We start from the raw sequence: 12,967 nt of genomic DNA, 5'->3' as shown, positions 1-12,967 counted from the left end.
ATAGCAGTCTTGATTGCAGCTCTTATCGCCGTTTCTTCGCTGTCTTTTTTACCGAGGGTGCTGTTTTGTCTGCAGAACGGCTACTCTTGGTCGCTTTTGCCGCTGACCGTTGCTGCCTGACTTTGCCCTTGAAGATCGGCGAGTGCGGCGGATCCAGATCTGGGCGATCACCGAATTCAGCGCGCCCCGATTTTGAATCACGGGTATGCCCTTTGTCGGCGGGCATCTTGGGGAGAGGACCCTGACCGTCTTGAACCAATCGGAAATCGATCTTGCGACCATCCAAATCCACACGACTCACTTGGATACGAACCCGGGTACCGATCGCATAGCGAATACCTGTCCGCTCTCCGCGTAGCTCCTGCCGGGCTTCATCGAAACGGAAATACTCCCCGCCCAACTCGGTGATATGAACCAAGCCCTCTACGTACATGGCATCGAGCGTCACGAACAAACCAAACGTGGTCGCCGAGGATACAACCCCTGAATACTCCTCACCCAAGTGCTCGCGCATGTACTTGCATTTGAGCCATGCTTCCACATCCCGACTAGCCTCATCCGCCCGACGCTCATTGGCACTGCAATGCAGACCAGCCGCTTGCCAAGCGGTACCTTCCGCATTGAGCTTCTTGGGCTTGGTTTCCGGATTGCTCACCCTCGAAGCCAGATTTTTTTCCAGACGCCTTGCAAGCTTGGCATGCGCCTCACCGGGCGTAGGCAGTGCCGGGAGTTGGTATTTGGTCTTGGCAAGAATGGCCTTGATCACACGGTGCACCAACAAATCCGGGTAGCGCCGGATCGGGCTGGTGAAGTGCGTGTAAGCATCGAACGACAAGCCGAAATGTCCGCTATTGATCGGCGTGTAAATGGCCTGTGACATGGAGCGCAACAGCATCGAGTGAATCTGCTGCGCGTCGGGTCTGTCTTTAGTCGCCTCAGCAATCGCCTGAAACTCGCCCGGTGCGGGGTTGTCACTGATCGTCATGCCAATGCCACTGGCCTTCAAATAGCTACGCAATATTTCCTGCTTCTCAGGCGTCGGACCCTCATGCACTCGGAACAGGCCCTGGTGCTTGTTATGGGCAATGAAGTCCGCACTGCAGACGTTCGCTGCGAGCATGGCCTCTTCAATCAATCGATGCGCTGTGTTGCGAGTACGCGGCACGATCTTTTCGATCCGACCGTTTTCATCGCAAACAATCTGTGTCTCGGTCGTCTCGAAATCCACCGCACCCCGCTTGTGGCGGGATTTGAGCAATGCTTGATAAACACCATGCAAGTTCAAGAGATCCTGCACACGCTCTTTGCGCTTGCTAGCTTCGGGCCCCCGTGTATTGCCAAGAATGGCCGCCACTTCGGTGTAAGTGAACCGAGCGTGACTCCACATGACTGCGGGGTAAAACTGGTAGGCATCGACCTCGCCGTCCTCGGTGACGAACATATCGCACACCATGCACAGCCGTTCAACTTCCAGGTTCAACGAGCACAAACCGTTAGACAGTTTTTCCGGCAGCATAGGGATGACACGGCGCGGAAAGTACACGCTGGTGGCTCGGTCATACGCATCCACATCGATGGCGTTGCCCGTTTCCACGTAGTGACTGACATCGGCAATTGCCACCAACAAACGCCAACCTTTGAGCGCCGTCTTGCCACGCCCTTTGGTTGCGGGCTCACAGTACACCGCATCATCAAAATCCCGAGCATCTTCACCATCGATGGTGACCAAAGGGATGTCTGTCAAATCAATACGTTGTAGCTTGTCTTGCGGACGCACCTTGTCTGGCAATGTCCGCGCCATCGCCACACAAGCATCAGAAAACTCATGCGGCACGCTGTACTTGCGCACGGCGATTTCGATTTCCATACCGGGGTCATCCACTTCACCCAGTACTTCTTTGATGCGCCCCACAGGCTGACCGAACAGCGCAGGCGGCTCAATCAGTTCTACGACCACCACCTGGCCAGGCTTTGCCACACTGGTAGCGCCCTTCGGAATCAACACATCCTGGCCGTAACGCTTGTCTTCCGGCGCAACCAGCCAAACACCGCTTTCCTGCAACAGGCGGCCAATGATCGGTTGATTAGAGCGCTCGGTGATTTCAACAACACGCCCCTCGGGGCGACCTTTGCGATCACTGCGCACGATACGGACCTTGACGTGGTCTTTGTGCAGCACAGCCCGCATTTCGTTAGGGGGAAGATAAATATCAGGAGCACCGTCATCGCGGGACACAAAACCATGTCCATCCCGATGCCCTTGAACAATTCCTTCAACTTCTTCCAGCAAATTGCTGTTTTGGCCTAAATGTTTGATATACTTCTCTCTTTCCTGAGATGCCCAGATGGCGGAATTGGTAGACGCACTAGTTTCAGGTACTAGCGAGTAACATCGTGGAGGTTCGAGTCCTCTTCTGGGCACCAACAATGGTAATGTAGTTAATGAAAAGCCGCTGTGAAAACAGCGGCTTTTTTTTGCCTGTGTGATTCGTGCCACTGACCGTTAGATGCATCGGTCAGTGACTAAAAATCAGATGGGAAGTGCGACCAAATCGTGACCTTGCGCGCTCACAATTCGCGCCTTGGTGAACTCACCCACTTTCAACGTCTTGCTGATTTTCTCAGGTGGCAACAAACGCACCACGCCGTCAATTTCTGGAGCATCCGCGTAGCTACGCCCAACTCCGCCTTTGCGACCCAACGCTGGCGCAGAATCCACCAGCACTTGCATCACAGAGCCGACACGGCGCTGCAAACGAGCTGCAGATACTTCTTCAGCCACCTGCATGAAGCGGGCGCGACGCTCCTCGCGAACTTCCACCGGCAACATTCCGGGCAAGTCATTGGCGGTTGCGCCATTTACTGCGCTGTAGGCAAAGCAACCTGCACGGTCAATCTGGGCTTCTCGCACAAAGTCGAGCAGGTGCTCAAACTCTTCTTCAGCCTCACCAGGGAAGCCTGCAATAAACGTACTGCGCACCACCAACTCCGGGCAAGCTTCGCGCCACTGCTGCAAACGCTCCAGGTTTTTTTCACCACTGGCAGGCCGCTTCATCCGGCGCAGCACATCAGGGTGGCTATGTTGCAAAGGAACATCCAGGTAAGGCAGCACACGGCCTGTCGCCATCAAAGGCACAATTTCATCCACACTGGGGTAGGGGTAGACATAGTGCAACCGGACCCAGGCGCCATAAGGCTCAGCGATATCACCAAGCGCCTGCACCAGCTCCAACATACGGGTCTTCACGGGCTTGCCATCCCAAAATCCGGTGCGGTACTTGACGTCGACGCCATAAGCCGATGTATCTTGGCTGATGACCAACAGCTCTTTCACGCCACCCTCAAACAAGGCACGCGCTTCGTTCAGAACATCGCCAATCGGACGGGACACCAAGTCGCCACGCATGCTGGGGATGATGCAGAAGGTGCAACGGTGATTGCAACCCTCACTGATTTTCAAATACGCGTAATGGCGCGGTGTGAGCTTGATGCCCGCCACACCAAAAGATTGCGGAACCAGATCCAAAAATGGGTCGTGCGGTTTTGGCAGATTGGTATGCACAGCATCCATCACCTCCTGGGTCGCATGGGGACCGGTCACCGCGAGCACTTTCGGGTGCATCTGGCGCACCATGTTCTCACCACCTTCAGTGGTCTTGGCACCGAGGCAACCCGTCACGATGACGCGCCCGTTTTCCGCCAGCGCCTCTCCGATGGTGTCCAGGCTCTCTTTCACCGCATCATCGATAAATCCGCAGGTATTGACGATGACCAAGTCAGCGCCCTGGAAGGTCTTTGACGTTTGATATCCCTCGGCACTCAATTGGGTCAGGATGAGCTCGGAGTCTGTCAGCGCCTTGGGGCAACCCAAACTCACAAAACCTACCTTGGGGGCGGCATTCGCAGCCGGGACGGAGTTCAAAATTTCAGTCATAGTGTGAAGTTCCAGAGCCCGCCCCTCAGAGACCCGCCAACCAGCTTAACGCTTGATGCCGAAGGTACCGAGGAATTGCTCAGTTTGTTTTTGCATGTGTTCCTGCATCTGCTGGAACATGTTGTTACCCATTACGCCCTGCACCATGGGCGCCTGCATGTCCATCAACGCTTGCATGTTTTTTTCAAGGTAACCACCCATCATGCCCTGCATGGCATGGCCATAAAAGCGGATGATGTTGGACAACACGGGCGCGGTGAACATTGGAGACCCATTGGCCTCTTCTTCCAAAATAATCTGCAGCAAGATGCTTCGCGTCAGGTCTTCACCCGATTTCGCATCCACCACCGCAAAAGACTCGCTATCCATCACCAGCTGCTTGATTTCCGCCAGCGTGATGTAAGTCGACGTGTCGGTGTCGTACAAACGCCGGTTGGGGTATTTTTTGATGACCCGCTGGGAAGCCTTGGAATCTTTACTGGAAGTTTTTTGCATGTCGATCGCTCTGCACCGGGTGTGTGAGCCAAGTAAGTGTTGCAGTGCAGCACATTCTAGAGAGAGACCGCTTGGCGCCGACCTAGGAATACCCTAGATGGAGCCTTATAGGAAAATGTTGGTAGGCGCAATTGGACTCGAACCAACGACCCCCACCATGTCAAGGTGGTGCTCTAACCAGCTGAGCTATGCGCCTACATTTATCCGAGAGGCCAAAGTATAGCAGCATAAAAATGCGCTTCTTTTGAAAAAGCCCGAAAAAAGTTCAAATAGATCAAAAGACCGCTGCGCCATAATTGACGTTTACGTAAACGTCAATCCATCCCCATTACAAGGAGCACTCCATGGAAATCGCAGGAAAAGTCTTTATCGTGACCGGCGGCGCATCAGGCCTCGGCGAGGGCACTGCCCGCATGCTGACAGCCAAAGGCGGCAAAGTCGTCATTGCAGACATGCAGGTAGAAAAAGGCGAGGCCATTGCCCGGGAACTGGGCGGCGCATTCGTCAAGTGCGATGTCAGTAACGAAGCTGATGGACAAGCCGTCGTGGCCCAAGCAGTCTCCATGGGCAAGCTGATGGGCTTGGTGAACTGCGCGGGCATTGCTCCTGCCGAGAAGACGGTGGGCAAAAACGGCGCGCATGCGCTGGCATCTTTCAGCAAAACGATCACCGTCAATTTGATCGGCAGCTTCAACATGATCCGTCTCGCCGCCGAGGCCATGAGCAAGAACGAACCTGAAGCAACCGGTGAGCGTGGCGTCATGATTTCTACCGCCTCGGTGGCCGCCTATGACGGACAGATCGGTCAAGCAGCCTACAGCGCATCCAAAGGCGGTGTGGTCGGTATGACACTGCCCATTGCACGCGACCTCGCCCGGAACGGCATCCGGAACATGACCATTGCCCCCGGGATTTTTGGCACGCCGATGTTGTTCAGCATGCCCCAAGATGTGCAAGACGCGCTGGCAGCGGGTGTTCCATTCCCTTCGCGCTTGGGCACTCCGCAGGATTACGCCAAATTAGCCGTTCATATTTTTGAAAACGACATGCTCAACGGCGAGGTGATCCGCTTGGATGGCGCGATCCGACTCGCTCCGAAGTAAAGCCAGCCCATCACTCAAACAGGTGCGACGTCCAAGGGGCGCCGCACCTTAGCGATGCGCACGTACCGAAGCCATCAGACCCAACAAGAAAATGCCACTGGCCCACCACTGCAAAGGGTGCGGCCAGTCACCGTGCACGAGAAATGCGTAAAAGAGTGCGAAAAGCGTTTCTGACACGATGAGTTGACCGCACAAGCTCGCACTCAAGCGACGGCTCGCAAAGTTCCAAAGCATGGTTGCTACCCATGCAGAGCCAACTCCTGTTGCTATACAAACCATAGCTGCTCGCGCAGTATCCGTGTGAGCCAGAAGCAACTCCAGCGGGGTACCCATAAGCCCCCAAAGGGCCCCGGCGGCGACTCCTGAACTCACCCCCATCCAACTGGTCCAATCAGCGAGCTGGACCCCGGTATGCCGCTTTAACCAAGCGGAGTTGAGGATCGCGAAAACGACCCAGCTCGCCATCGCCAGCAAACCGTACAACACCCCACGCCAAAACACCCAGCCATGTGGCCGCGCGTCGGTGCCGCTTGCGCTGTCTGCCGCCATCATCAAAGCCACGCCAGTGAGTGTCAGCAACAAACCCGGAATCAGGCTCCGCCACCGTAAACCAACCGGCTTGCCCAGCAACATCACCCACACCGGAACCGTGCCAATGATCATGGTGGGCACTGCCACGCCTGCATCACGGATGGCGTACACCAACAACAAGTAATAGCCGGAGAAGCCGAGTGCACTGAGCAAGGCCGCGGCCCCGGCTTGGCGCCACGTTGGCATCCGCGAGCGGCCCCGGAAATAGCCAACGCCGACGATCAAGAGCGAAACCAGCCCGAAAACCGCAAACCTGCCCGCTGCGAGATCAACAGGCAACAACCCGGGCGCCAGAGCTGGCGCTACAAAGACCAAACCCCACAAGGCGCCCGCCGCCAGGCCGGCCATCACCCCGCTCAGCAAAAATTCACCAAAACCGGCAACCCAAAACCGCTTGTCAAACGCCGCTCAAATTCCAAAACCATCGTCAGCCGCGATGACTGCTCCATTGATAAAGTGACTCTGATCAGAGCACAAGGTCACCAAAATGGCGTCCAGATCTGCCGGACGACCGATCCGCTTGCGCGGCAGCATCTGCACCAGTTTTTGCCCCGCATCGGTATGCCAGTGTTCGTGATTAATCTCGGTATCGATATAGCCCGGGCACAGTGCGTTGACGTTGATACCGAACTTGCCCCACTCCAGCGCCTGCGCTTTGGTCATTTGGATCACAGCAGCCTTGCTCATGCAATAGGCCCCGATTTGGGGCAACACCCGCAGGCCCGCCATCGAGGCGATGTTGATGATGCGTCCGCCGGTGTAACTGCCGGGTGCCGCACCTTTGGCGCGCGCAATCATCCGCTTGCCGACCTCTTGCGCCACAAAAAACGACCCTTTGACGTTGGTATCAAAGATAAAGTCGTAATCCTCAGGGCTGACGTCCTGCAGTCGCTGCGTGGTGCTCACTCCCGAGTTGTTGATCAGGATGTCGATGGAGCCCACCTCGGTTTCGGCGTGGGCTACCGCCGACTTGATGGAGTCGTGGTCTGTCACATCCAGTTCTATGACATGGGCATCGCCGCCCTGCCCCTCGATTTCGGCACGCAAGTCCTTGAGTTTGTCGATGCGGCGGCTGGCGAGCACCACCGCGGCACCAGCGGCCGACAAGGTGCGGGCAAACTGCGCCCCCAGCCCGCCAGATGCACCGGTGATGAATGCAATTCGCCCGGAAAGATCGATGCTATAAGCCATTTAGAGTGCCTCCACAAATTAAAAAAGAACGGTCGTTCTTTTTTATAAAATCAGCGAATAAAATCTGGTGCCGCTCGCGTGCGCTCTGGCGCGCGAACGCTGACAAGAAGACCACCCATTATTAAGCGAGACACCCCATGACAAACCAGGAAATACTGGCTCAATTCGGCCCCCGTGAATCCATGGAATACGACGTGGTCGTCGTTGGCGGCGGCCCCGGCGGCTTGGCAACGGCGATCCGCCTCAAGCAACTGGCCGCAGAGAAAGGCACCGACGTATCGGTGGTCGTGCTCGAAAAAGGCTCTGAGCCTGGCGCGCATATCCTGTCCGGCGCCATCATGGACCCCAAAGCGCTGACCGAACTGATTCCCGACTGGAAGGCACTGGGTGCCCCGCTGCACCAGCCAGTGACCGACGACGCCTACATTTTTCTGAGCGAAAAATCCGGCTTCCGCGTGCCCAACATGGTGCTGCCCCCCTTCGCGCACAACGACGGCAACTACATCATCAGCCTTGGCGCTGTCACCAAATGGTTGGCTGAGCAAGCGGAGAGCTTGGGCGTGGAAATTTTCCCTGGCTTCACCGCCGCTGAAGTGCTCTACAACGACGACGGCTCGGTCAAAGGTGTAGCCACCGGCAACATGGGTGTGGGCAAAGACGGCGAACCGATGGAAAGCTTCCAGCTCGGAATGGAGCTGCTGGGCAAATACACCGTGTTTGCGGAAGGTGCGCGCGGCCACTTGGGCAAACAGGTCATCGCCAAGTACAAGCTCGACGACGGTCGTGACCCGCAGAGCTTCGGCATCGGCATCAAAGAGCTGTGGGAAATTGACCCCAGCCGCCACAAGCCCGGGTTTGTAATGCACACCGCCGGCTGGCCTATGGAATCTGACACCTACGGTGGCGCTTTCCTGTACCACCTCGAAGGCAACAAAGTGGCTCTGGGCTTTGTCACCGGCTTGGGCTACAGCAACCCCTACCTCAGCCCGTTTGAAGAGTTCCAGCGCTGGAAGACACACCCGAACGTGCGCTACTACTTCGAGAACGACAAAGGTGAGATCACCGGCAAACGGCTGTCTTACGGTGCTCGCGCCATCAACGCCAGTGGCATCAATGCCCTGCCCAAAACGGTATTCCCAGGTGGCTGCCTGGTCGGCTGCAATGCAGGCTATCTGAACGTAGGTCGCATCAAGGGCAGCCACGCCGCCATCAAGACCGGCATGCTGGCCGCAGACGCCGCCTATGACGCCGTCGTGGGCGGACGCCAGCACGACGAGCTGAGCGCTTACCCCGAAGCCTTTGAAAAGAGCTGGCTGCACACCGAGCTGAACAAAGACCGCAACTTCAAGAACTGGTTCAAGTACGGCCTGACCACCGCCACGCTGATGAACGGTTTCGAGCAATTCGTGCTGCGCGGACACATCCCCTGGACCCTGCGCCGTGACAAGCCTGACCACGCCTACCTGAAGCCCGCTGCCGAGTGCAAGCCCATCGTCTACCCCAAGCCCGATGGCAAGCTCACTTTCGATCGCTTGAGCAGCGTGTTCATCAGCAACACCAACCACGAAGAGCAGCAACCCGCCCACTTGACACTCAAGGACGCCTCGGTGCCGGTGAGCATCAACCTCGCCAAGTACGCCGGCCCCGAAGCCCGCTACTGCCCCGCAGGCGTGTATGAATACGTGAAGAACGAAGACAACACCGACCGCTTGCAGATCAATGCCCAAAACTGTGTGCACTGCAAGACTTGCGACATCAAGGACCCGACCCAGAACATCGTCTGGGTCACGCCCGAAGGCGGCGGCGGCCCCAACTACGCGGGCATGTAAGACACGCTTGAAAGCACAAACGGGACCTCAGGGTCCCGTTTTTTTAGACATCGAGGCAGCCCATGAGCACACCAGAAGCCCTGACCCTCACCACCCGAGACGGTTACGCCTTGCAGGCCCTGCGCTACCCCGCAACAGGCCCTCTGCGCGGGCACTTGGTGGTCGCGGGTGCCACCGGCGTGCCGCAGCTGTTTTACAAAAACTTTGCAATCTTTGCCGCACAACGGGGCTACATCACCCTAACGGTGGATTACCGCGGCATTGGTCTCTCCAAACCCGCCGAGCTACGTGGTTTTGAGATGGACTACTTGGATTGGGCTTTTCACGATGTTGCAGCTGCGGTAGACGCTATGGCTGATGACACCGTTCCTCTGTTCATGGTGGGGCACTCGTTCGGTGGCCATGCATTCGGCCTGCTACCCAACCACGACAAGGTCGCGCGGTTTTATACCTTTGCCACCGGGGCGGGCTGGCACGGCTGGATGCCACGTGCCGAGCAATTCAAGGTGCTGCTGATGTGGCAGGTCATCGGCCCGCTGCTCACCCGCTGGAAGGGCTATCTGGCCTGGAGCAAACTCCAGATGGGCGAGGACTTGCCTTTAGGCGTGTACCGGGACTGGAAGCGCTGGTGCAAGTTTCCGCGCTACTTCTTTGACGACCCCGGCATGCCGCATGTGACCGGTTTGTTCGGGCGGGTGCGCACCCCCATCATCGCGGCCAATGCGACCGACGACCTCTGGGCACCACCCGCGTCACGCGATGCCTTTATGGCCGGCTACAGCAACACCACGGTGCGCAAGGTAGACATCCACCCCGGTCAGCTGGGCATGGGGCCCATTGGCCACATGGGCTACTTCCGCAGGCAGGCACAGCCTTTATGGGATGACGTGCTGACCTGGTTTGGCGAACACCAGACCGCCCGCTGAATTCACAGGACTGCAGCGCGGGCGTCCAGCTCGGCGATACAAGCCTCCATGCGCGACCGGCATAGGTCCATCAAGGCTGGCATGTCATCCAGCGTCATGCCGGTAGTGCGAATGGGTTCCAGCGTCTTGATGATGATATTGCCGCTGTTCCAGCGGTTCAGGCGCATGGTACTTTTGTAGCTGCTGCAACACAGCGGCACGATGGGTACGCCGGCATTGATGGCCATCTGGAATGCGCCTTTCTTGAAGGGCAGCATACCCTTGCCGAGGTTGCGGGTGCCTTCGGCAAATACCCAGATCGAGGTGTCTTGCTCCTGCATGACCCTGGTGGTGTGCAGCATGGCGGCTTTGGCCTTCACGGCATTGCCCCTGTCGATCAGGATGTTGCCCGCCAGCCAGTAAATCTGGCCGAAAAAGGGAATCCACTTCAGGCTCTTCTTACCCAGCGACACCGTGCGGCGCGGCACGGAGCAGCCCAATACAAACAAGTCCCAGTTGGACTGGTGGTTGGCTACCACGACAAAAGGGTTGGGCTGTGATTGAAAGTCTGCCGTCTCCAGCCGCATCTTCAGGCCCAATATCTTCAGCGCCGGGACTGAAAACGTGTATCCGGAGAGCCGCGAATTATCGGGATTGAAAGGCCGCGAAAAACAGATCAGCAGGTTGACCACAGAGGCCAACAAAAACTGGATGCTGATGAGCACCAGCCGTAAAAGATAGAGCATGCGAAGGAGGTGATATGTGGCAAATGCCTGTCGAATGGTAACAAGTCGCTTCCCGATGACCATGGCTGGTTTAGAATCCACCCCGTTCAGGAGAGAGCCCTTTCATGGGGCCGCCGAAGGCGCAGGACGGCTGATTGCAGCGGTCTGAACGCTCAGGCAAAAGGACTGACAAGTGCTGGCCATGCATGCATAGCCAGCAACACCCCACTGGAGAGAGTTTGCACCGCACAGCGGCTTGCAAACCACCGAAGGAGCAACCCGCAGTCTGCGCACATCACATCGTGCACGCAGGCCCGGCGAATCTCTCAGGTAAAGCGGACAGCGGGGGCAGCACCGGATGGGCGCCAATGGGCGTGCATCCGGGTTTGGATTGCCCCTCCGGCGCCTTGCGCCGGGATTGTTTGGATCGCCGCCATGTCCGCTTCTGACACGACCTTGTTGACCACGCCGCTCAATGCGCTTCACCTAGAGCTGGGCGCCCGCATGGTGCCGTTCGCCGGTTACTCCATGCCGGTTCAGTACCCCGCCGGCCTGATGGCCGAACACCACCACACCCGCAAAGCCGCCGGCCTGTTTGACGTGTCCCACATGGGCCAGCTGCGCCTGAGCGGCCTGGACGCCTGCGCGGCGTTTGAGAGCCTGATGCCGGTGGACGTGATCGACCTGCCCGTGGGCAAGCAACGCTACGGCCTGTTGCTCACCGAAGAGGGCACCATCATCGATGACCTGATGTTCTTCAAAAAGGCGCAAGACGAGCTGTTCGTTATCGTGAACGGTGCCTGCAAGGCGGGGGATATCGCCCACATCCAAGCCCAGATTGGCAGCCGCTGTCAGGTCACCCCCCTGCCCGACTATGCTCTGCTGGCCCTGCAAGGCCCCCAAGCGGTGACGGCGCTGGCCCGCTTGGCGACCGGCGTGGAAAAGCTGGTGTTCATGACCGGTGGAGACTTCACGGTCGACACCGGCGACCAAAAGATCGACGTGTTCCTCACGCGCAGCGGCTACACCGGTGAAGACGGTTTTGAGATCTCGGTCCACAACGATCACGCCGAAGCGCTGGCCCGTGCCCTGCTGGCGCAGCCCGAAGTGCAGCCCATCGGGCTGGGCGCCCGCAACTCCCTGCGCCTAGAAGCGGGCCTGTGCCTGTATGGCAACGACATTGACACCAGCACCACACCGGTCGAAGCGAGCCTGAACTGGGCCATCCAAAAGGTGCGCCGCACCGGTGGCGCACGTGCAGGCGGCTTTCCCGGCGCAGAAACAGTAATTGGGCAGTTGAACGGAATAGGCGGCTCCGAACTGCACATGGAGCATTTGCCTCTCACCCGAAAGCGCGTAGGTTTAGTTGCTCTGGAGCGTATCCCGGTTCGCGACCATACCGAGCTTCAAGATCACAAAGGTAACAAGGTTGGCGAAGTCACCAGCGGCCTACTTGCACCCACTGCTGATAAACCGATTGCAATGGGTTTCGTAAAGCCCAGCTTTTCCCAAATTGGCACCCAGGTGGTGGCTATCGTCCGCGGTAAACCGGTGCCCATGGTCGTGAGCGCCATGCCCTTTGTGCCTACGAACTACTACCGCGGCTGATCCAAGACACCACCGAGCCGGAAACCGCAGATTCAGCCGCTACAGTGGCGTCTGGCAGGTTCTAGTTCCGGTGGTTCAACCCTTTACCGCAAACCCTCATCTTTAGTTTCAGGAGAACGTTATGTCTATCAAATACACCGCCGATCACGAATGGCTCCAGGTCGAAGGCGATATCGCCACCGTCGGCATCACCCACCACGCGCAGGATGCGCTGGGCGACGTGGTGTTTGTGGATCTGCCCGCCGTGGGCGCCAGCATTGACGCCAAGGCCGTGGCCGGCGTGGTCGAGTCCGTGAAGGCGGCTGCTGACGTGTACATGCCCGTAACCGGCGAAATCCTTGAGGTCAACGAAACCCTGCGCGACGACCCATCGCTGGCCAACACCGACCCGCTGGGTGCCGGCTGGTTCTTCAAGGTCAAGCTGTCCAACCCGGCCGAACTCGAAGGCCTGATGGACGAAACCAGCTACACCGCGTTTTCCGCCAACGCTTAAACGCCCGCTTTGCAGGCCCAGCCTGCAAAGTCTCCGGGAGCCGGCCCTGAACCAGCAGGCTACCCGTTTGTGTGAACTGCCCACCACCGAACG

The 12,967-nt window shown here is 57.8% G+C and carries 11 protein-coding genes, 2 tRNA genes and 2 riboswitches; of the genes, 6 read left to right on the top strand and 7 right to left on the bottom strand.

All coding sequences use genetic code 11. From position 1 onward, the window contains the following. Positions 1–22: 22 nt before the first annotated feature. The gene (rnr, locus tag RAE19_RS15820; protein ID WP_430962547.1) at positions 23–2,290 is read right to left on the bottom strand and encodes a ribonuclease R; all 2,268 of its coding nucleotides are present in this window, start codon (positions 2,288–2,290) and stop codon (positions 23–25) included. 49 nt (positions 2,291–2,339) lie between these two features. Between rnr and RAE19_RS15815 the strand changes: the two genes are divergently transcribed. Next, positions 2,340–2,424 (top strand) — tRNA-Leu (locus RAE19_RS15815). A gap of 106 nt (positions 2,425–2,530) precedes the next feature. Here the strand turns inward: RAE19_RS15815 and rimO are convergent. The 3 genes from rimO to RAE19_RS15800 all read right to left on the bottom strand — a co-directional run bounded on the left by rimO (position 2,531) and on the right by RAE19_RS15800 (position 4,625). Then, positions 2,531–3,934: a 30S ribosomal protein S12 methylthiotransferase RimO gene (gene rimO, locus RAE19_RS15810; RefSeq protein ID WP_313875783.1), complete on the bottom strand. Its 1,404-nt coding sequence runs from the start codon at positions 3,932–3,934 to the stop codon at positions 2,531–2,533. Positions 3,935–3,979: 45 nt separating this feature from the next. Continuing rightward, a complete protein-coding gene (phaR, locus tag RAE19_RS15805) occupies positions 3,980–4,429 on the bottom strand; it encodes a polyhydroxyalkanoate synthesis repressor PhaR (protein WP_313875782.1) in 450 nt (149 codons plus the stop codon). A gap of 119 nt (positions 4,430–4,548) precedes the next feature. Then, positions 4,549–4,625 (bottom strand) — tRNA-Val (locus RAE19_RS15800). Between the two features lie 148 nt (positions 4,626–4,773). Between RAE19_RS15800 and RAE19_RS15795 the strand changes: the two genes are divergently transcribed. Further along, positions 4,774–5,532 carry a 3-hydroxyacyl-CoA dehydrogenase gene (locus RAE19_RS15795; RefSeq protein WP_313875781.1) on the top strand — a complete coding sequence of 253 codons (759 nt, stop codon included), beginning with the start codon at positions 4,774–4,776 and terminating at the stop codon, positions 5,530–5,532. A gap of 48 nt (positions 5,533–5,580) precedes the next feature. On the opposite strand, the gene RAE19_RS15790 is transcribed toward RAE19_RS15795, so the two are convergent. Both RAE19_RS15790 and RAE19_RS15785 read right to left on the bottom strand, forming a co-directional pair. Next, positions 5,581–6,471 carry a DMT family transporter gene (locus tag RAE19_RS15790; protein WP_313875780.1) on the bottom strand — a complete coding sequence of 297 codons (891 nt, stop codon included), beginning with the start codon at positions 6,469–6,471 and terminating at the stop codon, positions 5,581–5,583. Positions 6,472–6,531: 60 nt separating this feature from the next. After that, positions 6,532–7,314: an SDR family oxidoreductase gene (locus tag RAE19_RS15785; protein WP_313875779.1), complete on the bottom strand. Its 783-nt coding sequence runs from the start codon at positions 7,312–7,314 to the stop codon at positions 6,532–6,534. A 137-nt stretch (positions 7,315–7,451) separates the two neighbouring features. Between RAE19_RS15785 and RAE19_RS15780 the strand changes: the two genes are divergently transcribed. Both RAE19_RS15780 and RAE19_RS15775 read left to right on the top strand, forming a co-directional pair. Further along, on the top strand, positions 7,452–9,143 hold the full coding sequence (locus tag RAE19_RS15780; RefSeq protein WP_313875778.1) for an electron transfer flavoprotein-ubiquinone oxidoreductase: 1,692 nt from the start codon (positions 7,452–7,454) through the stop codon (positions 9,141–9,143). Positions 9,144–9,205: 62 nt separating this feature from the next. Next, the gene (locus tag RAE19_RS15775) at positions 9,206–10,069 is read left to right on the top strand and encodes an alpha/beta hydrolase family protein (protein ID WP_313875777.1); all 864 of its coding nucleotides are present in this window, start codon (positions 9,206–9,208) and stop codon (positions 10,067–10,069) included. A 2-nt stretch (positions 10,070–10,071) separates the two neighbouring features. On the opposite strand, the gene RAE19_RS15770 is transcribed toward RAE19_RS15775, so the two are convergent. Next, positions 10,072–10,794 carry a 1-acylglycerol-3-phosphate O-acyltransferase gene (locus RAE19_RS15770; RefSeq protein WP_313875776.1) on the bottom strand — a complete coding sequence of 241 codons (723 nt, stop codon included), beginning with the start codon at positions 10,792–10,794 and terminating at the stop codon, positions 10,072–10,074. 77 nt (positions 10,795–10,871) lie between these two features. Beyond that, a riboswitch (glycine riboswitch) is annotated at positions 10,872–10,972 on the top strand. A gap of 19 nt (positions 10,973–10,991) precedes the next feature. Further along, positions 10,992–11,126, top strand: a riboswitch (glycine riboswitch). 82 nt (positions 11,127–11,208) lie between these two features. On the opposite strand from RAE19_RS15770, the gene gcvT reads away from it, so the two are divergent. After that, positions 11,209–12,381, top strand: a complete 1,173-nt coding sequence (gcvT, locus tag RAE19_RS15765) for a glycine cleavage system aminomethyltransferase GcvT (RefSeq protein ID WP_313875775.1) — start codon at positions 11,209–11,211, stop codon at positions 12,379–12,381. Between the two features lie 121 nt (positions 12,382–12,502). Beyond that, the gene (gene gcvH, locus RAE19_RS15760; RefSeq protein ID WP_313875774.1) at positions 12,503–12,874 is read left to right on the top strand and encodes a glycine cleavage system protein GcvH; all 372 of its coding nucleotides are present in this window, start codon (positions 12,503–12,505) and stop codon (positions 12,872–12,874) included. Positions 12,875–12,967 lie beyond the last annotated feature (93 nt).

Origin of the sequence: Rhodoferax potami (assembly GCF_032193805.1) — a bacterium.
Lineage (GTDB): Bacteria > Pseudomonadota > Gammaproteobacteria > Burkholderiales > Burkholderiaceae_C > Allorhodoferax > Allorhodoferax potami_A.
This window is presented reverse-complemented; position numbering and strand designations above follow the sequence as displayed.